The sequence below is a fragment of the Streptomyces sp. NBC_01384 genome (assembly GCF_045040035.1).
Lineage (GTDB): Bacteria > Actinomycetota > Actinomycetes > Streptomycetales > Streptomycetaceae > Streptomyces.
In genome coordinates, this window is the sequence record NZ_CP109559.1 from 5008066 (window position 1) to 5028019 (window position 19954).

General features: G+C 70.5%; 25 protein-coding genes, 1 tRNA gene and 3 pseudogenes. 9 read left to right on the forward strand and 20 right to left on the reverse strand.

What is annotated here, in order from left to right:
• Positions 1-5 precede the first annotated feature (5 nt).
• Complete coding sequence (locus OG747_RS22955) at positions 6-497, reverse strand: MarR family winged helix-turn-helix transcriptional regulator (RefSeq protein ID WP_405881220.1); 492 nt, start codon at positions 495-497, stop codon at positions 6-8.
• A 374-nt stretch (positions 498-871) separates the two neighbouring features.
• On the opposite strand from OG747_RS22955, the gene OG747_RS22960 reads away from it, so the two are divergent.
• Positions 872-1072: a hypothetical protein gene (locus OG747_RS22960; protein ID WP_405881221.1), complete on the forward strand. Its 201-nt coding sequence runs from the start codon at positions 872-874 to the stop codon at positions 1070-1072.
• 43 nt (positions 1073-1115) lie between these two features.
• Here the strand turns inward: OG747_RS22960 and OG747_RS22965 are convergent, their stop codons facing one another.
• Positions 1116-1406, reverse strand: coding sequence for a hypothetical protein (locus tag OG747_RS22965; protein ID WP_405881222.1), 291 nt, complete (start codon positions 1404-1406; stop codon positions 1116-1118).
• A gap of 37 nt (positions 1407-1443) precedes the next feature.
• On the opposite strand from OG747_RS22965, the gene OG747_RS22970 reads away from it, so the two are divergent.
• A complete protein-coding gene (locus tag OG747_RS22970; protein ID WP_405881223.1) occupies positions 1444-1635 on the forward strand; it encodes a hypothetical protein in 192 nt (63 codons plus the stop codon).
• A 286-nt stretch (positions 1636-1921) separates the two neighbouring features.
• Here the strand turns inward: OG747_RS22970 and OG747_RS22975 are convergent, their stop codons facing one another.
• The 8 genes from OG747_RS22975 to OG747_RS23010 form a co-directional block, all read right to left on the reverse strand.
• On the reverse strand, positions 1922-2839 hold the full coding sequence (locus OG747_RS22975; protein ID WP_405881224.1) for an RNA polymerase sigma factor SigF: 918 nt from the start codon (positions 2837-2839) through the stop codon (positions 1922-1924).
• Between the two features lie 244 nt (positions 2840-3083).
• Positions 3084-4016: an RNA polymerase sigma factor SigF gene (locus OG747_RS22980; protein WP_405881225.1), complete on the reverse strand. Its 933-nt coding sequence runs from the start codon at positions 4014-4016 to the stop codon at positions 3084-3086.
• Between the two features lie 191 nt (positions 4017-4207).
• Positions 4208-4501 carry a Dabb family protein gene (locus tag OG747_RS22985; protein ID WP_405881226.1) on the reverse strand — a complete coding sequence of 98 codons (294 nt, stop codon included), beginning with the start codon at positions 4499-4501 and terminating at the stop codon, positions 4208-4210.
• 40 nt (positions 4502-4541) lie between these two features.
• Positions 4542-4721 carry a hypothetical protein gene (locus OG747_RS22990; protein ID WP_405881227.1) on the reverse strand — a complete coding sequence of 60 codons (180 nt, stop codon included), beginning with the start codon at positions 4719-4721 and terminating at the stop codon, positions 4542-4544.
• A gap of 163 nt (positions 4722-4884) precedes the next feature.
• Positions 4885-4969, reverse strand: a tRNA-Ser gene (locus OG747_RS22995).
• Between the two features lie 77 nt (positions 4970-5046).
• Entirely contained in the window at positions 5047-5478 is a 432-nt protein-coding gene (gene tadA / locus OG747_RS23000; RefSeq protein WP_405885634.1) for a tRNA adenosine(34) deaminase TadA, read from the reverse strand.
• A 148-nt stretch (positions 5479-5626) separates the two neighbouring features.
• Positions 5627-6169, reverse strand: coding sequence for a hypothetical protein (locus tag OG747_RS23005; protein WP_405885635.1), 543 nt, complete (start codon positions 6167-6169; stop codon positions 5627-5629).
• A 229-nt stretch (positions 6170-6398) separates the two neighbouring features.
• Entirely contained in the window at positions 6399-6650 is a 252-nt protein-coding gene (locus OG747_RS23010) for a hypothetical protein (protein WP_405881228.1), read from the reverse strand.
• 96 nt (positions 6651-6746) lie between these two features.
• Here OG747_RS23010 and upp point away from each other — a divergent pair, with 96 nt between their 5' ends.
• The gene (gene upp, locus OG747_RS23015; RefSeq protein WP_405881229.1) at positions 6747-7382 is read left to right on the forward strand and encodes a uracil phosphoribosyltransferase; all 636 of its coding nucleotides are present in this window, start codon (positions 6747-6749) and stop codon (positions 7380-7382) included.
• 249 nt (positions 7383-7631) lie between these two features.
• Here the strand turns inward: upp and OG747_RS23020 are convergent, their stop codons facing one another.
• Positions 7632-8273 carry a LytR C-terminal domain-containing protein gene (locus tag OG747_RS23020; RefSeq protein ID WP_405885636.1) on the reverse strand — a complete coding sequence of 214 codons (642 nt, stop codon included), beginning with the start codon at positions 8271-8273 and terminating at the stop codon, positions 7632-7634.
• Positions 8274-8417: 144 nt separating this feature from the next.
• Positions 8418-8714, reverse strand: a complete 297-nt coding sequence (locus OG747_RS23025) for a type II toxin-antitoxin system VapB family antitoxin (RefSeq protein WP_003955420.1) — start codon at positions 8712-8714, stop codon at positions 8418-8420.
• 105 nt (positions 8715-8819) lie between these two features.
• On the opposite strand from OG747_RS23025, the pseudogene OG747_RS23030 reads away from it, so the two are divergent.
• Together OG747_RS23030 and OG747_RS23035 are read left to right on the forward strand one after the other, a co-directional pair.
• A pseudogene (locus OG747_RS23030) lies at positions 8820-9433 on the forward strand (helicase HerA-like domain-containing protein); the annotation flags it as partial.
• Between the two features lie 25 nt (positions 9434-9458).
• Positions 9459-9668, forward strand: a complete 210-nt coding sequence (locus tag OG747_RS23035; protein ID WP_405881230.1) for a hypothetical protein — start codon at positions 9459-9461, stop codon at positions 9666-9668.
• A 99-nt stretch (positions 9669-9767) separates the two neighbouring features.
• Here the strand turns inward: OG747_RS23035 and OG747_RS23040 are convergent, their stop codons facing one another.
• From OG747_RS23040 to OG747_RS23060, 5 genes and pseudogenes are all read right to left on the reverse strand, one after another.
• Complete coding sequence (locus tag OG747_RS23040) at positions 9768-9914, reverse strand: hypothetical protein (RefSeq protein WP_405881231.1); 147 nt, start codon at positions 9912-9914, stop codon at positions 9768-9770.
• 67 nt (positions 9915-9981) lie between these two features.
• Positions 9982-10326, reverse strand: coding sequence for a hypothetical protein (locus OG747_RS23045; protein WP_405881232.1), 345 nt, complete (start codon positions 10324-10326; stop codon positions 9982-9984).
• Between the two features lie 114 nt (positions 10327-10440).
• Entirely contained in the window at positions 10441-11085 is a 645-nt protein-coding gene (locus tag OG747_RS23050; RefSeq protein ID WP_405881233.1) for an HdeD family acid-resistance protein, read from the reverse strand.
• Positions 11086-11202: 117 nt separating this feature from the next.
• Positions 11203-11787, reverse strand: coding sequence for an HhH-GPD-type base excision DNA repair protein (locus tag OG747_RS23055; protein ID WP_405881234.1), 585 nt, complete (start codon positions 11785-11787; stop codon positions 11203-11205).
• A 65-nt stretch (positions 11788-11852) separates the two neighbouring features.
• Positions 11853-12313: pseudogene (locus OG747_RS23060) on the reverse strand (siderophore-interacting protein); the annotation flags it as partial.
• A 62-nt stretch (positions 12314-12375) separates the two neighbouring features.
• Between OG747_RS23060 and OG747_RS23065 the strand changes: the two are divergent.
• The 3 genes from OG747_RS23065 to OG747_RS23075 all read left to right on the forward strand — a co-directional run bounded on the left by OG747_RS23065 (position 12376) and on the right by OG747_RS23075 (position 17190).
• Positions 12376-14592: a penicillin acylase family protein gene (locus OG747_RS23065; protein WP_405881235.1), complete on the forward strand. Its 2217-nt coding sequence runs from the start codon at positions 12376-12378 to the stop codon at positions 14590-14592.
• A complete protein-coding gene (locus tag OG747_RS23070; RefSeq protein WP_405881236.1) occupies positions 14570-15214 on the forward strand; it encodes a GNAT family N-acetyltransferase in 645 nt (214 codons plus the stop codon). The genes OG747_RS23065 and OG747_RS23070 overlap by 23 nt, the downstream gene beginning before the upstream one ends.
• 101 nt (positions 15215-15315) lie before the next feature.
• Positions 15316-17190: a copper resistance CopC/CopD family protein gene (locus OG747_RS23075; protein ID WP_405881237.1), complete on the forward strand. Its 1875-nt coding sequence runs from the start codon at positions 15316-15318 to the stop codon at positions 17188-17190.
• 163 nt (positions 17191-17353) lie between these two features.
• Here the strand turns inward: OG747_RS23075 and OG747_RS23080 are convergent, their stop codons facing one another.
• From OG747_RS23080 to OG747_RS23090, 3 genes and pseudogenes are all read right to left on the reverse strand, one after another.
• Entirely contained in the window at positions 17354-18475 is a 1122-nt protein-coding gene (locus OG747_RS23080) for a CU044_5270 family protein (protein WP_405881238.1), read from the reverse strand.
• Positions 18472-19146: an RNA polymerase sigma factor gene (locus tag OG747_RS23085; RefSeq protein WP_405881239.1), complete on the reverse strand. Its 675-nt coding sequence runs from the start codon at positions 19144-19146 to the stop codon at positions 18472-18474. The genes OG747_RS23080 and OG747_RS23085 overlap by 4 nt, the downstream gene beginning before the upstream one ends.
• Positions 19147-19232: 86 nt before the next feature.
• Positions 19233-19385: pseudogene (locus OG747_RS23090) on the reverse strand (restriction endonuclease); the annotation flags it as partial.
• Between the two features lie 100 nt (positions 19386-19485).
• Between OG747_RS23090 and OG747_RS23095 the strand changes: the two are divergent.
• Positions 19486-19923 (forward strand): hypothetical protein, encoded by a 438-nt coding sequence (locus tag OG747_RS23095; protein ID WP_405881240.1) that lies wholly within the window; start codon positions 19486-19488, stop codon positions 19921-19923.
• Positions 19924-19954 lie beyond the last annotated feature (31 nt).

Sequence of the window (19954 nt, forward strand, 5' to 3'; positions counted from 1 at the left end):
TTGTCTTACGCGGGTGTACGGGTGGTCAGTTCGGTTGCTTCCGGCACGTAGGGCGGCCGGGGTACGGCACGGCAGTCGCCGAAGCTCTCGCGCAGCCGGCCCATCAGGTGGATGAGCAGGCCGACCTCGTGGTCGGACCAGTCGCTCAGCCGGTCGGCGAACAGCCGCGAGGAGCGGCGGGAGAGCTCGGTGAGCTGGTCGCGTCCCGCGTCGGTGAGGCGCAGGATGCGGGAGCGTTTGTCGGCCGGGTCGGGGAGGCGTTCGATCCAGCCCCGGTCGGCGACGTGGGCGACGTGGCGGCTGGTCACTGACATGTCCACGGCCAGCAGCTCGGCGAGTCTGCTCATGCGCATGTCGCCGTGCCGGCCGAGGAGGGTCAGTACGGCGGCGGAGCCCGCGGGGCAGTCGTGCGGCAGGATCCGCCCGAGTTCCCGCTTCACAGCGCCGATGGCACTGAGCTGACGAGCCAATTCCTCGTACTGCGCCTGCGCGGCCATCACACCTCCCGTATTCGTTGCTTGGGGCAACCATAAATGCGGTTGGTTGCTACAGGCAAACGAAATCGCTGCCGCTGGGCCAAAAACTTGGCAAAGGCAAGTATTGGCGAACGTAAACTTGCAGGTGGGAGGGGGTGCTTGGCTTTGGTTGTGCTGTGGATCGGGTGGGTGGGGGTTGGTCGCGCAGTTCCCCGCGCCCCTAAAAGACTCCGGCGCGTCGGGCAAATGAGGGCGAGGTCGGTCAGGTCGATGCGGGGGGCTGGGGGGCGGTGGCCCCCGACGACGGATGCCGTGGCTTTCGGAGCCGAGGGAAAAGGTGTCAAGGGGAACCCTGCACTTGGGCAGGCCCCGTGTATTCGCTAGGGTCCTGGGCCATGGCAAACACCCAGGGACCCGAGGGCAACTACGACCCCGCGGGTAGCACCCAGATGTTCCGCGCTTTCGTCGACGAGGGCCCCCAGGCCCGGCAGCAGCAGCAGGCGGCCGCCCCGGCGGGCCCCCGCATCGGCCTGATCCTCGGCGTCGTCGTCGCCGTGGTGGTCGTGGCCGCCGTGGCGTGGCTCGCGCTGATGTAAGCAAGACACCCGGTACGTAAAGGTCCCGCCGGTGAACGGCGGGTCACTTCCACTGGACGGACACGTCCCGCGTCTCGATGTGCATGCCCAAGGGCACACGCCAGGCGTCGACGCACACCGTCCAGGTCTTTGTGCTGCTCGCTTCGGCGGCGATCGGCGCGGGCAGGTCCCGCGTCGACTCGATCGTCGCCCAGTCGATACCGAGCAGCCCGATGATGTGCGTCCCCAGGGTCACCGTGCCCGAACGCACTGCGGTCTCACCGGTGTTGCGGAAGGAGACGGTCACCTTCTCGCACCAGCGCTTGTCGGTGGCCTCCCGCGTGGGATCGCCCACGCTGAGCACTGCGGGACCGGCGGGCCCGGTACCCGTCGTGGACCCGGGTGCCGTCGGGGGCGGTGACGCGGACGGGCTTCCCGAACCCCCTGTCGTACGGCCGGAGTTGCCGCTGCCGGACCAGGGCATCGACGTATTCCCGTTCCCGCCTCCGGGGGTGCCGTTCGTCGCCGTCCCGTTGGAGGCGGAGAGCGATCCCGATCCCCCTGGGCCCGAACTGCCCTGCTGAGGTGCTCCCTTGGGAGGGGAGGACCCGGCCGGCGGGACCAACGGGGCCAGCGAGACGTGCCCGGTAGGGGCTACGACCGTTGGCGACTTCGCGGGCGCTTCCACCGCCACGTAGCCGCCGTCGCCCCCACCGCCCCCACCATCCCCGCAGGCGGCCAGTACGGTGCCCAGGCAGACCAAAGCCGTCGAGGCGCCCACCAGGGCGCCTCGACGGCCACGGAGCCAAGTCGCTCGACGCATCGCGCCAGTGTGGCTGACGATCCGTCAATTATGAAGCATCAGTAGTGTCAGTCGGAGATGAGGCCTTCCCGGAGCTGGGCCAGGGTCCGGGTGAGGAGCCGGGAGACGTGCATCTGCGAGATGCCGACCTCCTCGCCGATCTGCGACTGGGTCATGTTGGCGAAGAAGCGCAGCATGATGATCCGGCGCTCGCGGGGCGGGAGTTTGGCGAGCAGCGGCTTCAGCGACTCGCGGTACTCGACGCCTTCCAGGGCGGTGTCCTCGTAGCCGAGGCGGTCCGCGAGGGAGCCCTCGCCGCCGTCGTCCTCGGGGGCCGGTGAGTCCAGCGAGGACGCCGTGTACGCGTTGCCCACGGCGAGGCCGTCGACCACGTCCTCCTCGGACACGCCGAGCACGGTGGCGAGTTCGGCGACGGTCGGGGAGCGGTCGAGCTTCTGGGAGAGCTCGTCGCTTGCCTTCGTGAGGGCCAGGCGCAGCTCCTGGAGGCGGCGCGGTACGCGCACCGACCACGAGGTGTCGCGGAAGAACCGCTTGATCTCGCCCACGACCGTCGGCATCGCGAAGGTCGGGAACTCCACGCCGCGTTCGCAGTCGAAGCGGTCGATCGCCTTGATCAGGCCGATGGTGCCGACCTGGACGATGTCCTCCATCGGCTCGTTGCGGGAGCGGAAGCGGGCCGCCGCGTACCGGACCAGCGGGAGGTTGAGCTCGATGAGGGTGTCCCGGACGTAGGCGCGCTCGGGGCTGTCCTCGCCGAGTGCGGCGAGCCGCAGGAACAGGGAGCGGGACAAGGTGCGGGTGTCGATGGCTCCCGAGGTTTCGGGGGCCGCCGGGACGGCTTCGAGGGCCGGAGCGGCATCGGGGGCCGGGAGGGCCGGGACATCGTGAAGCGCGTCGTGCGCCTTGGGCGCTGCCTCGCTCTTCGTGAGCGTGAGCACCTTCGAGCTGCCCTGGTCTGCGGACATGCCACCCCCTTTGGGTCGCGGACGGTCGCGGCGGACGCTCCCGTCGGAGGAACGCAGCCTCCACCTGAATACCGGAGGCGGGGCTGCGCCAAACGCTCTTCCGGCAGAATGTCACATGTCGGCAACACGCTGTAGTGACATGTCGACATGGAGGGGGTGAATCGGCCCTGGAAAAAGGGGGTCTGACGGTCTTTCGGCGCTGAACTGTCGGAAAAGGAGACGTTGAGCGATTCGCTCTTGTCGGTTACGCCTCGATCCTGTTTGCGGATCGCAGCCGTGCGAAGCTGCGGGCGAGCAGCCTTGACACATGCATCTGGGAGACTCCCAGCTCCGCGCTGATCTGTGACTGCGTCAGATTGCTGTAGTAGCGCAGGAGAAGGATTCGCTGTTCGCGTTCGGGCAGTTGTACGAGGAGGTGGCGGACGAGGTCGCGGTGTTCGACCCCGTCGAGGGCCGGGTCCTCGTAGCCGAGCCGGTCGAGCAGTCCGGGCAGCCCGTCGCCCTCCTGGGCGGCTTCGAGGGAGGTCGCGTGGTACGAGCGCCCGGCCTCGATGCAGGACAGCACCTCCTCCTCGGTGATGCGCAGCCGCTCGGCGATCTCGGCGGTCGTGGGGGAGCGTCCGAAGGCCGTCGTCAGGTCCTCCGTCGCGCTGTTCACCTGCACCCACAGCTCGTGCAGCCGGCGGGGTACGTGGACGGTGCGGACGTTGTCGCGGAAGTACCGCTTGATCTCGCCGACGACCGTCGGCATGGCGAAGGTCGGGAACTGTACGCCCCGGTCGGGGTCGAAGCGGTCGATCGCGTTGATCAGCCCGATCGTCCCGACCTGGACCACGTCCTCCATCGGCTCGTTGCGGGAGCGGAAGCGGGCGGCCGCGTACCGGACGAGCGGGAGGTTCGCCTCGATGAGCGCCCCGCGTACGCGGTGGTGTTCCGGGGTGCCTGGCTCCAGCAGCTTGAGCTGGCCGAAGAGCACCTGGGTGAGGGCCCGGGTGTCGGCGCCACGGCGTCGCTCCGGGGCGACCTGCTCCGGGGTGATGTGTTCCTGGGCGATTTCCTGGGCGATTTCCTTAGCGGCTTCCCGGTTGACGTCCCGGTCGACGTCCCGGGCGGCTCCCCGGGTGACCTCCTGGGTGACTTCCTGTGGCGGTGCTTGAGGCGCAGTACTGGCCGGCACGGTCAACTCCACCTCTGTGATCCGTCAGATCCGTCAACTCATCCATCAAAAGCGGTCATAGCATCACAAGACATGTGCACTGTGTGCAAGCACCGCATAACCTCGTGTTGAACGGGATTTAGGGAGAGTTGGGCCATAGGAAGCAAGAAGGCCCCCCGCCGGTTTTGGCGAGGGGCCCGGAGCGCGTCGGCTCAGAACGGATAGTCGGCGACCACCCAGGTCGCGAACTCACGCCACAGCGCCACGCCCGCCTGGTGCGCCGGGTGCTCCAAGTACCGCTTCAGGGCGTCGGTGTCGTCGACCGCGGAGTTGATCGCGAAGTCGTACGCGATGGGACGGTCGGTGATGTTCCAGTCGCATTCCCAGAACCGCAGCTCGGGGACCTGGTCGCCGAGCGTGCGGAAGGCGGCCACGCCCTCGACGACGCGCGGGTCGTCGCGCTCGACGCCGTCGTTGAGCTTGAAGAGGACCAGATGGCGGATCACGGGTACTCCCTGGTGGTGCCGGTGGTACGTGGGCGGCCGATCAGTTCTTGGCCCCGTCGGCGATCCATGTCATGAAGTCGCCGATGGACCGAGCGGCGGTCGATATGCCCTCGAACCCTATCTGGACGTAGTCGGCGGCCTTCGCCGGATCGGTGATGATCACGTACAGCGCGAAGACCACGAGCGCGTAGACGGCGATCTTCTTCGAATTCACCGCCATCGCGGCCTCCCCTGTGACTGCTGCGCCCACTGGGCCCCCTGTTGCCGGCGGCGAGTGTAACGTTCACGCCCTTTTTATGGACCAACGGCTCGCTGGTCGAGGTCTTTTGCCGGGCCGGGTTGCAGCAAGAAGGGCCCCGTCTTTCGACGGGGCCCTTCTGAAGCGGTAGCGGAGGGATTTGAACCCTCGGTGACTTGCGCCACACTCGCTTTCGAGGCGAGCTCCTTCGGCCGCTCGGACACGCTACCGAGGGAGACCTTACCCCAAGGTGGGCCGTGGTCTGAAATCCGTTTCCCGTGGCTGCCCGGGATCGGCAGCCCCGCGATCAGCGGTCGCGGAAGAAGCGTGTGAGGAGGCTTGCGCACTCGTCCTGGAGTACGCCCCCGATCACCTCGGGCCGGTGGTTGAGCCGCCGGTCGCGTACGAGGTCCCAGACGGAGCCGACCGCGCCCGCCTTCTCGTCGCGGGCACCGTAGACGACCCGGTCCACCCGGGACTGCACGAGCGCGCCCGCGCACATCGTGCAGGGCTCCAGGGTGACGACGAGCGTGCAGCCGGACAGCCGCCACTCGCCGAGCCGCTGGGCGGCCCCGCGGATCGCGAGCACCTCGGCGTGCGCCGTCGGATCGCCGGTGGCCTCACGTTCGTTGTGCCCGGCCGCGAGCACCGTCGTACCGTCCGTGGACAGTACGACGGCGCCGACGGGGACATCCCCGCCCTGGACGGCCAGGTGGGCCTCGTCCAAGGCGAGCCGCATCGCGGCCCGCCAGCGGTCGCGTACCGGATCTGCCGGATCTGCTGGAAAGGTCTCTTTTGTCGGGCTCACCCTGAAAATCTATCGGGCTCTCCCGGGAAACTGCCTTCCCCGGGAGTCGCCTCCCTCGGGAAACCGCTCCCCCGGGAAACTAGCGAACGGTCTCCAGGACCTCCGCCGCTCCCAGGGCGTCGGCGATCGTGCTGAGCGCGTCGCCTTCGTCCAGGGCGAGCAGTTCCTTCTCGCTCACACCGAGGTCGGCGAGGATCTCGCGGTCCCCGACGGGGCTGTGCGACACGGCCTCGTTGGACGCGCTCTCGTCCTCGTCGTCCTCGGAGTCGCTTCCGTTGTCGGGTTCACCGTCCTCGGTGCCGTCCAGGTCGAGGGAGTCCAGGTCGGCGTCGTCGTCGCCGGGCTCCCGTCCTAGTAGTTCGTCCGTGAGCAGGATCTCCCCGTACGAACTGCGGGCAGCGGCGGCGGCGTCCGAGACGTAGATACGAGGGTCCTCCTCGCCGTCCACGCGGACGACGCCGAACCACGCGTCCTCCTGCTCGATGAGTACGAGCACCGTGTCCTCCTCCGAGGCTTCACGGGCCAGATCGGTCAGATCCGACAGGGTCTCCACATCGTCGAGCTCTGTGTCGCTCGCTTCCCACCCGTCTTCGGTGCGCGCGAGCAGTGCGGCGAAGTACACCGTGACTCTCCCACTGGTCATAGGCGTGCCGGTTGGGGGTCCCCCCGGCGGAGGTCGATTGGGCGGGGAGTGCTGCTCTGAGCCCCACCCACTCGGAATCGTGGCAGAAACAGAGCGTTCAGGGGACGTCTTCGGCCTGCTGTGTCTGCCACTTTTGATCGCTAACAGCGGATCGTACGCGGCCATGGGCGCTGCACACGCACCTGGCACCTCTCACGGCGTGGGCGGGCTACCAACGGAAGGTGCGCATGCGCATGGCGTGACGGAGGCGGGCCGCCCTGACGCGGCGGGGCTGGACGCGGTCGCGCAGCTCGCGCGCCTCGGTCAGTTCCCGGAGGAATCGGGCCCGGCGGCGCCGGCGCTCGGCGTCCGTCTCCGGCTGCTCTCGTTCGGCTCGTTCGGCTCGTTCAGCTTGTCCGGTCCGTTCGGCTCGGTCGCGTCGCTGCAGCTGCTCCGGGGGCTCCTTTTCCCGGTCCGACATAGGCACACCACCCCAGGTCCGTCCCTCCCACTTTCCCTCTGACGGGCGGTTTGATGCCAGCACGAGGGACACGGGGGCACGGTTACTGTTATGGGCATGCGTCTCCACGTCGTCGACCACCCTCTGGTCGCCCATAAGCTCACCACCCTGCGCGACCGGCGCACCGACTCCGCGACCTTCCGGCGGCTCGCCGACGAGCTGGTCACCCTGCTCGCGTACGAGGCCACCCGGGACGTGCGCACCGAGCAGGTCGACGTCGTGACCCCGGTCGCCTCCACCACGGGCGTCAAGCTGTCCTACCCGCGCCCCCTCGTCGTGCCGATCCTGCGCGCGGGCCTCGGCATGCTCGACGGCATGGTGCGGCTGCTGCCGACCGCCGAGGTGGGCTTCCTGGGCATGGTGCGCGACGAGGAGACGCTCCAGGCGTCCACGTACGCCACCCGTATGCCGGACGACCTCTCCGGGCGCCAGGTGTACGTCCTCGACCCGATGCTGGCCACCGGCGGCACCCTCGTCGCGGCGATCCAGGAGCTCATCAAGCGCGGCGCCGACGACGTCACCGCCGTGGTGCTCCTCGCCGCCCCGGAGGGCGTCGAGGTCATGGAGCGCGAGCTCGCGGGCACGCCGGTGACGGTCGTGACCGCGTCGGTCGACGAGCGGCTCAACGAGCACGGCTACATCGTCCCGGGCCTCGGGGACGCGGGGGACCGGATGTACGGCGCGGCCGAGTAGGGCCCCGCACGAGATTCCGGCGCTGTCGGTGTATACCGGTCGGCGTGGTGGGCGGTCCGGCCGGTGCCCCCGGGGGCACCGGTGTGTGGCCCGGAGAATGTGACACTTGCGCGGCGAGTGTCACATTCCCGCGGCCAGCTACCCGGCCGCGGCGGATGCGCCAACAGCGTCGAGATTCCGCCCAGGGCCCGCTCAGGGTCCCGCATCTCCTGCGGGACCTTCAGCGGTCGTACGGGCTCGGCGCGGCTCTCAGCAGCTTTTCGGCGACGCGGAAGCCGTCGGCCGGGGCTGGGCCAGGACGGCCAGCGCCTTGTCGGCGTCTTCCTTCTTCGTCAGGTTCTTGAAGCCGGTGCCGATGATCAGGTCGACCTGGTCGGCCTGACCGCGGCCGTCCGTCTTCACCTCGGCGCCGGTCAGCTGCGTGCCCAGCACCGGCAGCGCGGCCTGGACGGCCGTCTTCGCGCCGAGCAGTACCGCGGCGCCGGGGACCTTCTTGTCGTACGCGTCCGTCGCGTTGCCCACGTCGCCGATGCGGAACCCGCGCTTCTGCAGCTCGTCCGCGGTTTCCTTGGCGAGCCCGCTGCGGGGCGTGGCGTTCAGGACGTTGACCGTGATCTGACCGGGCCTGGGCAGCGCCTCGGAGGCGGATGCCGCGGACGCCGCGGACGCCTTGGCCGACGGACTGGCCTTGGACGTGCAGTCCGCCTTGGGGCCGGCCGCCGTGGCCTTGCCGCTGCCGCCTGTGAAGACGTCGATGAGCTGCAGGGTTCCCCACCCGATCAGCCCTAGCGCGGTGACGGAGGCGACCACCAGGAACACGAGCCTGCGGCGCCCCCGGGGCCGGCGCATCCGTGGGTACTTGTCCCCCGTGATTCGATACTGGCCGCCCATGCCAGGGGGAGTGAGCATGCTCATGGGCGCAGCGTAGTGTGCCGCGGCGGCTATGCCTACTAAATGATCATTGACCGGGGCTCAGTACAACCCAAAAGGGTCAATGGGGAGAGATCCCGGCGCTCGTGTCCGGTGTCCCGGGTCTCAGCCGAGTTCGAGCACGCGCGCGTGGAGCACCTGGCGCTGTTGCAGCGCGGCGCGGACGGCGCGGTGCAGGCCGTCCTCGAGGTACAGGTCGCCCTGCCATTTCACGACGTGCGCGAAGAGGTCGCCGTAGAAGGTGGAGTCCTCGGCGAGGAGGGTCTCCAGGTCCAGTTGGCCCTTGGTCGTCACGAGCTGATCGAGGCGGACCGGGCGCGGCGCGACGTCCGCCCACTGCCGGGTGCTTTCCCGGCCGTGGTCGGGGTACGGCCGGCCGTTTCCGATGCGCTTGAAGATCACACGGAAAGCCTACCGGCCCGGACCTTCCGGGCGCAGCCCAGGCGGCGGAGTACGACGCCGGAAAAGACGCCGCAAATCGTTGCAAATCAGGAACAGGGGCCTGATATGAGCGACAGCGAGACCGTGCCTCCGGCCGCGGATTCCCGGACGGCCCCGGCCGCCGATCCCCGTCCCCGGGGAGGCGCACTGCCCCAGGAGGTTCTGGAGATCGCCTCCGGGTACGCCTTCTCCGGCCCCGCTCTCGACCTGGGCGCGCGGTTCTGGGACGGGCGGTGCCTGCCGGACGCGCAGATCCGTATCCCGTCGCCCATGCTCAACCGGCACGGCACGGCACGGCACGGCACGGCACGGCACGGCACGGCCTGGTCGCCGGCGCGACGGACACCGGCAAGACCAAGACACTCCAGCTGATCGCCGAGCAGCTGTCGGCCCAGGGCGTGCCGGTGTTCCTCGCCGACATCAAGGGTGATGTGTCGGGGACCTCGGCCCCGGGCGTGTCGAACGACCGAGTGCTCGGGCGCGCCCAGGAGGTCCACCAGGAGTGGACGCCGACCGGCCGCCCGGCCGAGTTCTACGCGCTCGGCGGAATGGGCCACGGCATCCCCGTACGGGCGACGATCACCAGTTTCGGCCCGGTGCTGCTGTCCAAGGTGCTCCAGCTCAACCAGACCCAGGAGCAGTCGCTCGGCCTGATCTTCCACCACGCCGACCAGAAGGGCACGGCTGCGGGCCCCGCAGTCCCTGATGGGCCCCGTCGACGCGGCCGCCCTCGACCGGGCGGTGCGGGTGTCCCCGCTGTACGGGCGTTACGCGGAGGCGGTCGACCGTGAGCCCTCGGTCTTCGAGCAGGTCGTCGGCAGTGTCATCTTCAAGCCCCTGGCGCGGTCGGTGGGTACGCAGATTGGGCGGGAGTTCACCCGCTCCCTCTTCGGGACGGCCCGGCGCAGACGGTAGTCGGCGCGGAGTGGGGTGGAGCGGAGTGGGGCGGAGCGGGGCGGGCGACCGCCCCGCATTCGAGGGGGCGGTCGCCTTGGCTGTTCGTTGCCGTTCTTCCTAGTTGTTTCCGCGCTCCTTCGGTGGGGGTGTCCGCACCTGCCGGTCGTCCGGCCCGGGCCTGAGTTCGGGTTTCGGCTTGGGCGTGTTGCGTACGGCTTCCGCGCGCAGAAGGGCGCGCAGGACCGCGTACGGGTCGTTGGGCATGGCTGTTGTCCTTGCGTTCGCTGGTTCGCTGAGTCGCTGGTGGGTGACGGTCCGGAGGCCGGGCCTGTCAGCAGCGCAGGACCACTGAGCGCAGGGCGTGCGGGGTGCGGGGGTCCGACGGCCGCACGTGGCGGGGGCGGGGCTCCGGCTCCGGGCGGCCGGGAGCGGGGCGCAGCGCGGTGAGCGGGCCGTGTTCCGGTCGGGCGGGCGGTCGCATGGGCGTGTCGAGTGCGTCGTGCTCGCAGCCGCCGCCCGATTCGGCGGAGGCGGAGGCGGCGACGGAGGCCCCGGAGAGCGCCTCGACGTGCGTGCCCACCGCGAGGACCGTGACGACGAGAAGCGCCAGAATCCGCATCCACGCGTGCCGGTGCGGCTTGCGCGGCCGGCGTGGGCGGAGCGGAGTGGGGCTCATAGGAGGTCGTGTCCCCATCTGGGGTGGGTGGTTCATCGGGTCGGCGGGGAGATCCGCCCTTATGGCGTATGGGCGGGGCGCGGAGTTGACGTACGACGTGGCTCGTGGTGGCCGTCAGAGGATGCGCGGGACGTGCTTGGCGCGACTGCGGATCACGAACGCCGTGATGATCTCGGTGACGCCCACCGCGAGGAGCCAGCAGCCGCCCACGAGGGTGAGGACGGCGACCGACGCGAACGGGGACACGATCAGGACGATCCCGGCCAAGCAGCTGACGATCCCGAGGAAGACCTGCCAGCCGCGGGCCGGCACGCTCGGGTCGGACGCGGCGGCCAGGGACTGGGTGATGCCGCGGAAGAGCCAGCTGATGCCGATCCACAGGGCGAGCAGCAGGATCGACTCCATCGCGCCGCGGAAGCAGAACAGGCCGAGCAGGATCGAGAGGGCGCCGCTGATGAAGGCCATGACGCGCAGCGAGGTCGCCGCGTGGGTGCCGAACGCGGCGACGAGCTGCAGTACGCCGCTGAAGAGCAGGTAGAGCCCGAAGAGCACCCCCGCGACGCGCAGGGAGGCGCCCGGCCAGGCCAGCACCATCACGCCCAGCGCCAGGGCCGCGATACCGGCGATCAGGACTGCCTGCCAGGCGCTGCGGGCGATGAGGTGCAGGGGGCCTTCGGGGGCGGCGCTCGGCTCACGGTTGTGGGCCTGGCGGTCGTCGTATCGCGGGCCCCTGGGGGAGCCGTTCGGTGCCTCGGTCATGCTTCATGCTTCGGCCGGGCGGGGGTGGGCTGCCAGCGGGGTGGGCCATCCGACGGACCCAGGACGTCCGGGGACGGGGGACGGGGGATTTGGGGATCGGGACTTGGGACTCGGGGGTTACTTGTCGGAGGCCCTTGCCCTGGCCTTCATTTCCTGTTTGTGGGCCCGGACCTTCGCCAGGGACTCCGGGCCGGTGATGTCCGCGACGGAGCGGAAGGACTTCGGCTCGCCGTACGGCCCCGCGGCCTCGCGCCAGCCCTTGGGCCGCACGCCGAACTGCTTGCCGAGGAGGGCCAGGAAGATCTGGGCCTTCTGGGCGCCGAAGCCGGGCAGGTCCTTGAGCCGTTGCAGGAGCTCCTCGCCGGTTCGGACGCCTTTCCAGACCGCCGCGGCGTCCCCGTCGTAGTGCTCCACGAGGTACTGGCACAGCTGCTGGATCCGCTTGGCCATCGACCCCGGATAGCGGTGCACGGCCGGCTTCGCCGACAGCAGCGCGGCGAACTTCTCCGGGTCGTACGCGTCGATCTCGTGCGCGTCCAGGTCGTCCGTGCCCATGCGCTCGGCGATCGTCCGCGGTCCCTTGAACGCCCACTCCATCGGTACCTGCTGGTCCAGCAGCATCCCGGTCAGGGCGGCAAGGGGACTGCGGCTGAGCAGTTCGTCGGCGTCGGGATCCTGGGCGATGTGAAGACTGACGTCCATGCCTCGATGATCCCGCGTGAGCGTGCGCGACGCCTCTCCGAACAGTAAGGGGACCAGATAGGGGCTCAGGCGGTGCGCCAGTACCCCAGGGCGTTCACCCGCTGCCTCGGGAAAGCGAGTTCCTTGCGGACGTACGTCATCAGGGCGCGGGTCGTGGTGGTGTCGCAGGCGATCCAGGCGTACGGGGCGGTCTGGTCCTTCAGGAGGCCGGGGAGTGTTGCCTTGATCTCGGCGACCAGGTGGACGCCCTTGCCGAGGCGGAAGACCGGGCGCAGGTCGTGGCGCGAGGGGGCCGTACGGTACGGAGCGGGAGCCCGTCCATGCCGTCGTCCGTTTTGAACCAGATCGTCGCCGGGGCCGACCTCACCGCGTCCAGGAGGGAGTTGAGGGCGGGCAGGGAAGCAGGGTCGCCGACGGCGAAGACATGCGACGGGGCCGGGTCCGGCTCCGTGAACGCGCTGCCGTGGACCGTCGCCTCGATGGTGTCCCCGGGTCCCGCCGCCCTGGCCCATCGCCTCTCCACTCCTCGCGTACGATTCGCCCAATATAGGTTAGGTTAGCCTAACCTGATAAGAGTGGGGATGGATCGTGACCGCCGAGCTCTACCGTGACCCTTGGGGGATCCCCCACCTGCGCGCCGGGAACGCCCGCGAACTCGCCCGTGCCCAGGGCCGTACCACCGCCGTCGACCGCGCCTGGCAGCTGGAGGTCGAACGCCATCGCTCGCAGGGCACGTCGGCCGCGTTCCTCGGCGCCGAGGCCGTCGGCTGGGACCGGTTCGCACGCCGGGCACGGCTCGACGACACCGCGAGACGCTGCTTCGCGGCCCTGGAGAGACGGGACCCGGAGACCGCCGACTGGGTCGTCGCGTACGTCGACGGGGTCAACGACGGGCTGGCCGAAGGCGCCCGGAGTGCGCCGGAGTTCGCGCACACAGGGCTCACCCCGGGGCGCTGGGAGCCCTGGACCCCGCTCGGCGTCTGGCTCGGTACGCACATCCTCTTCGCCGGTTTCCCCGCCAAGCTGTGGAGAGAGGAGGCCGTCCGCCGGATGGGGCCTCTAGCCGTGGGGCTCTTCGCCACCGACGGGCCCGGCACCTCGGGCAGCAACGGCTGGCTCGTGACCGGCGAGCGGACCGTCACCGGGCAGGCGGTCATCGCGGGCGACCCCCACCGCTTCATCGAGGATCCCGGCGTCTACCAGCAGATTCACCTTTCCTGCCCCGAGTTCGACGTCGTCGGCCTCGCCGTCCCCGGCATTCCGGGCATCGCCCACTTCGCCCACACGGGCACCGTCGCCTGGGCCATCACCAACGCGATGGCCGACTACCAGGACCTGTACCGGGAGCGGTTGCGGAGAGTCGGGCCGGAGGTGCCGGGGGAGCCCGGGGCACTGGGGGAGCCGGGGGCCCTGGAGGCGCTGGACCCGGACGGGCAGTGGCGGCCGGTGACCCGGCACGTGGAGACGGTCGAGGTGGCGGGCGGTGACCCGGTCGAGGTCGAGGTCATCGAGACCGCGCGCGGACCGGTCGTCGTAGGCGGAACCGAGGGGATCGGGGAGATTGGGGAGATTGGGGAGATCGAGGGGGTCGAGGGGGTCGGTCCCCTCAGCCTTCGCTATCCGCCCCGCGTCACCGAAGACCTCGGTTTCAGCGCCCTCCTCCCCCTCCTCCGGGCCCGCGAAGTCGCCGACGTGGACCGGGCGTTCGACCGCTGGGCCGAGCCCGTGAACGTCGTCCAGGCCGCCGACACCGAGGGCGGCGTGCTGCACCGGGTCGCGGGCCGGGTCCCGGTCCGCGGCGTGGACAACCGCACCCGGATCGTCGCGGCCTGGGAACCGGGGCACGAGTGGCGGGGCTGGCACGAGATGCCGTACGGGTCGGTCGAGGACGGCGTGGCCGTGATGGCGAACCAGCGCGGCCCGGCCACCCCGCTCGGCGTCGAATTCGCCCCGCCGCACCGTGCCACGCGCATCCGCCACCTTCTGGAGCGACAGCACGCGTGGTCGGCCGGGGAGATGGCGGACATCCACATGGACACCCATCTCGCCTCGGCCGCACCGCTGTTGGACCGCCTCGCCGCCCTCGACGGACTGAGCCTGGAGGCGACGGGCCTGCGCGACGGGCTGCTGAGCTGGGACCGCCGGATGACGGCCGACAGCATGGCGGCGGCCGCGTACTCCGCGGTGCGCGGCGGGGTCGTACGGCGGCTGGCCGCCCACCCGGCCTTCGCGGCGCTGGCCGACCCGCCCGCGTACCCCGAGATCTTCCGCCCCTGGCTCGCGCTGCTCCCCCGGATCGGCTTCGCCCTCGAAAACCTGCTGAGGGCCGAGGAGTTGTACGGCATCGACCGCGCCGCCCTCGTCCGAGAAGCCGTCGAGGAGGCGGCCGCGCGGCCGCTCGGCGTCTGGGGTGACACCCACCGCCTCGCCCCCTGGCGCGCGCTCACCTCGTCCTCGACCTCGCCCTCGACCTCGCCCTCGACCCCGACGTCGTATGACGAACCGGGTGAACCGGGTCTCTCCGGCGATCATGACTGCGTGCTGTGCACCTCGGCGGTCCCCGGCCTCACCGACCTGAGCGCGCGCGGCCCGGCCGCCCGTTATGTCTGGGACCTCGCCGACCGTGACAACAGCCTCTGGGTGGTGCCGTTCGGCGCCTCGGGCATCCCGGGCTCGGCCCACCACCGCGACCAACTCCCCTTGTGGCTCAAGGGAGAACTGGCCCCGGTGATCACCGACTGGAGCCGACTGACCAGCGAGACGACCGAGAAAGAGGAGAGCCATGACCAACGTAAGGACCACTGAGCCGTACGCCGCCGATCGCGAGGCCGTCCACGAGCAGAAGTTCGACGGCTTCGGCACCGTCCGCATCCTGCCCGTCGACCCGCACGCCGACCTGGACGTCATCCACGGCTGGGTGAGCGAGGAGAGCGCGGTGTTCTGGGGCATGAACGGGCTGACGAAGGAGCAAGTCCTCGACACCTACGCCCATCTGGACTCGCTCGACACCCACCACGCGTTCCTCGCGGTCAAGGACGGCGAGCCCGCCGCGCTCTTCCAGACGTACGAGCCCGAGGCCGACCGGGTCAGCGAGTGCTACGACGTCGAGCCCGGTGACATCGGCGTCCATCTGCTGATCGCTCCCGCGGGGCCGGATGGCGGGCGGCCGGGCTGGTCGTCCGCCCTGCTGACCGCTTTCACCACCTATGTGCTGATCGGCCTGGACCGGCGGAGGGTCGTGGTCGAACCCGACGCGCGCAACGCGAAGGCGATCGCGCGCCTGGTCCGGCAGGGCTTCGTACCGGGCCCGCAGATCGTGCTTCCCGAAATCGACCTGCCCGAGGTCTACTTGCCCGAGAAGCGCGCGCGACTGGCCTTCCTGACGCGGAAGGCGGCCTTTGCGGGGGGCTCCTTGCCGGCGGAGTGAGCACGGCGCCGGATTCGTCCGTACGTATCCGTGACTCTGGAAACGCGGAGACGCTGGAAAATGCGGAGACGCTGGAAATACGGAGACGACGGAGACGGCGTGTGAGCGGACGTGGTGGCGGACAGCGGGAGCGACGGCGGATCGCCCGGGGGCTTGCCCTGCTGGGCACGGCATTGGTCCTGGTGCTCTTCGGCGGCGTAGGCGGCGCGTCCGCCCACGCCGCGCTGATCGGCACCGATCCGCAGGACGGCAGTGTCCTGAAGACGGCGCCCACCCAGGTCACCCTGACCTTCAGCGAGTCCATCGGGCTCCTCGACGACTCCTTCCGCGTGCTCGACCCGGACAACCGGCGTGTCCACACCGGCGATCCGGGGCACGCGGGTGACCGTTCCGACACCGCCCGCGTGACCCTGCCGAAGGGCCTGGCCACCGGTACCTTCACGGTGGCCTGGCGGGTCGTCTCGGCGGACAGCCACCCGATCTCCGGCGCCTTCACCTTCTCCATCGGCAAACCCTCCGCGACCGCCCCACCCGTCCCCGTCGACCCCGCCGGGGACACCGCCGCCGGCACGCTCTACGACGCCGCCCGCTACGTCGCGTACGGCGGCCTGGCCCTCCTCATCGGCGCGGCCACCTTCGTTCTGGTCTGCGGTTTCCCGGGCGCGGTGCGGCGACTGCTCCTCACCGGCTGGTGGACCCTGGTCCTGTCCACGGTCGCGCTGCTGCTCCTGCGCGGACCGTACGAGCGCGGCAGCTCTCCGGCGGACGCCTTCGACCCGTCCGTCCTCAGCGAGACCCTGACCAGCAGGCCGGGGCTGGCCCTGCTGGCGCGGCTGATGCTGCTGGGGGCGGCGGCGTTCTATCCGGTACGGCAGTCCGTGCGGGGGCGGGCCGTCCTCGCACTCGGCGGACTGCTCACCGTCTCCCTCGCCATCACCTGGGCCGCCGCCGAGCACGCGTCCGCCGGGATCCAGGTCCCGGTGGCGATGGTCTCCGCCGTACTGCACCTGCTGTCGATGGCGGTCTGGCTGGGCGGCCTGGTGGCCCTGCTCACCGCGCTGTACCGGTCGGCCGAGCCGCTTCCCGCGGCCACCGTCAACCGTTTCTCCCGCCTCGCCCTCGCCTCGGTCGCCGTCCTGGTCGTCACCGGCGTCTACCAGTCCTGGCGCGGCCTCGGCTCCTGGGACGCCCTGACCTCGACGTCGTACGGCCACCTCCTCGTCGCCAAGCTGGCGGCGGTGCTGGTGCTGCTGGCGGGGGCGGGGGTCTCGCGACGCTGGACCGGGCGGCTGATGCTCGCGGCGGAGGAGGAGCGGACGGCTGTGGCGGTGGTGGTGGAGCGGGTGCCGGAGAGGGTGGGAGCGTCGGCTGCCCCCACCGACGTACGAGCCGAGGGGCCCGACGGAGTGCCGGACGACGGCGTACCGGACGACGGCGTACCGGACGACCGCGTACCGGATCAGGGGTCCTCCGACGAGGCCGACCGGTACCGGCGGTCGTTGCGGCGCTCGGTGCTGGTCGAGGTCACTGTCGGGATCGTCGTGCTCGTGATCACCACCCTGCTCACCGGTACCCAGCCGGGCCGGGCGGCCACCGAGGCCGCCGCGGCCTCCGCCACCGCGGCCTCCGGGGAGTCCCGGGTGACGACGACGGTGATCCCGTTCGACGTGGGTACGCCGGGCGGGCACGGCAAGGTGCAGATCGAGCTGACGTCGGGCCGGGTGGGCGAGAACTCGGTGCAGGCCGTGATCTTCGGCCCCGACGGCGGCCTCGCGACCGTGCCCGAACTGCGCCTCACCTTCACCCTGGAAGCCCAGCAGATCGGCCCGATCGACGCGGAGCTGACGGACAGGGGCGGCTACTGGGGGGCGGACGGCGTCACCCTGCCGGTGGCGGGCACCTGGACGATGAAGGCCACGGTCCGCACCACCGACATCGACCAGGTCACGGTGTCGAAGACCGTCAAGATCGGCTGAACCGGGACCTGGCTCCCCTCCGGGGCGCCGGGGAAGCCCTCCGGGACGGCCAAGACCCATGTGGTGCGCCGGCTGACCACACCGCGGTGCCGTGACCGGTGACCGCGTACGACTGGTGATCCTGGCCCACCGCACCGGTCTCGCGCCGTCCGGAGGCGGTGCGTCAGCCGGTGGCTGACGGGGTCTGCTTGATGCCGTCGACGATGGCCCGCTTGACGATGGCGCTGGTGAACGTCACGGTGCCGGGGGTGATCAGGGCGTCCGTGCCGGTGTTCCGCTTCACCTGGACCGAGCGCTCGCCCAGGAAGCCATGGGTCTTCTCGTCGAAGATCCATTCCTCGCGCTGACCGCTGGTCTCGTCCAGCCGGGCCACCGCGATTCCGTGCCGGCCCACCGCGTCCACCGCGTCCTGGACGACGACGACACCGGGGATCTTGGCCGCGGTCTTGAACAGGGCCGGGTAGAGGTCCGCCGGCGGGTAGCTCTCGACGAGCAGGTCGCCGATGGTGGTGAACGCCTCCTGGTCGGGGGAGTTGCCGTGGCCCTTGGTCTCCTTGTAGATCGTGGCCAGGAGCTGGTCGGGGTCGGTGGTCAGTGTGGTCAGGTAGTCGTAGGTGGGGTGGTTCAGGCCGCCGACCGGGGTGTTGCCCTGCTCGTCGGGCAGGCTCAGGGTCTCTCCCCCGGAGCTCCGGTTGACGGCGGGGTCGATCAGCCAGCCCTTGGTGCCGTCGGGGGAGTACCACACCTGGCGGCGGTGCAGCGTGTGGCTGGCGAGGCTGGTCTTGTCGTCGACCGTCTTCAGGAAGGTGTCGGCCGACTGGGACTCGATGTAGACGTACTGGCCGGGCTTGACGGCCGGGCGGGTCCCCTCGGCCTCGGCCGCCGCCAGTGAGATCTGGTCGAGCAACTGGGGGACGCCCTTGGCGGACGCGGCACCGATGTGGGTGGTCAGGGCCGGTCCGGTGGCGACGCCGCTGACCCTGACTCCGCCGCTGTCGTTCATCGTCACTCCGGCGACGACCGCTGCGGCCAGGGCGGCCGCCAGCGCGGGCAGCGCGATCGCCGGGCGGGGCAGTCGGAGGCGGCGGGTCCGTGCCGGGGCCGCCGACTCGGAGGCCGCCGTGCGCTCGTCCTGCTGGATCTGGTGAATCTGGGCCATCAGGCGCTCCTTGTGGAACTGGTGACGGCCCGTCGGCAGGTCGCGTGGTGTCCAGGACATCTGGGACACGAGCTGTGCGCTCTCGTCCGAGTCGACGGAACTCTGCCGGGACGTGTTCGCGTTCATCGGTTTCCTTCCTGTGCGGGCCGGATCACGTGTGTGCGATCACCTGTTATCTGTCGGTTGGGGCGGATGCCTTCCCGTTTTCCGCGAATTTTTTTGAGCGGCGGTCCGGGTTCTTCGCGTGAGGGTTCGGGTTCGGGTTCGGTGAGGGCGCGCAGCTTCTTGCGGGCCCGGGAGAGGCGGGAGGCGACCGTGCCGACCGGGATGCCCAGTGCCTCCGCCGCCGCCTCGTAGTCCAGGCCCTCACCCAGACACAGCGCGATGACCTCCCGCTCGGGGCGGCGCAGCGCCGCGAGCGCGGTGAGGGCGGTGGCGAGGCGGCGCCGGTCGTCGACGCGGGCGGCCACGTCCTCGGCGTGGTCGGGCACCGACAGTTCGGCCGACGCGGCGGCATGGGCGGCTTGCCGATAGCGCCGGTTGGTCCGGTACTGGTTGCGGGCGGTGTTGGTGGCGATGCCCAGCAGCCAGGGCCGCAGCGAACCGCCCTCGGGGTCGACCCGGTCGCGCAGCCGCCATGCCTCCAGGAAGGTCGCGGCCATCACGTCCTCGGCCGTCGACCAGTCGGCGGTCAGCCGGAAGGCATGGTTGTAGACAGCGCGCGCGTAGCTGTCGAAGAGCTCGGCGAACGCGCTCGATTCCCCGGCCCGTACCCGGGTACGCAGATGGATGCTCACCTCAATGAGCTGTCCGGCACCCCGCACCTACTTCCCATGACCTGCGTCACACCCGCCGCACAGTGCTCAGGTGCGTTCAGGTGCGCTCAGGTCACTGTGGCAGGGCGCGGAGCGCCGCGCACCACCTGCCGGGTGTGCCAGGACAGGTGGTGCGCGGCGACGGGCGGCGTGCCCGGCTGGGGGCCGGTCAGCGCGCGGCCGGCCAGCGCGATGACGAGGTCGCGGGCCGCCGGGCTCCGCTCTTCGGGTTGGCCGGCCATGTCAGGGAGCCAGGCCATCCGTACCCCCTGGGGGTAAGATGCGAAAGCACTGATCCGCGGGCACGGCACAGGTGATCTCATGGCGATGCGAGCAGGGCGCAGCGGCGGCGGCACTGCCGTCCGCTGGGCGTACGGGGTGATCGTCACCCTGTGCGCCGCGCTGGCCGTGCTCGTCCATCATGAGGTGTCCACGACCGGGGTTCCCCCGATGCCGGGCATGGCGCATGCCGCCATGCCCACCACAGTCAACGTCAACGCCGTGCACGTCATGCCCGACGCGGCGGAACCGTCCGTCTCGGGCTCCTCGACGCACGGTCTCGACGGCGGTATGTGCGCGGGCGCCGGCATGCAGCACTGCAGCGCGGCGAGCGTCGGCTCGGTGCAACTCGTCGTACCGGATCACAGCGGGTTTCCCTCACCGGTGAACCTCTCGCAGGCGCTGTCCGGACATGCGCCCGGCGCCGTGGTGAGCCGAGCTCCGCCCGATCTGTCCGTCCTCTCCCAGCTGCGCATTTAGGCCGCGCGGGACGGCGCTCGATGCGCCGTGC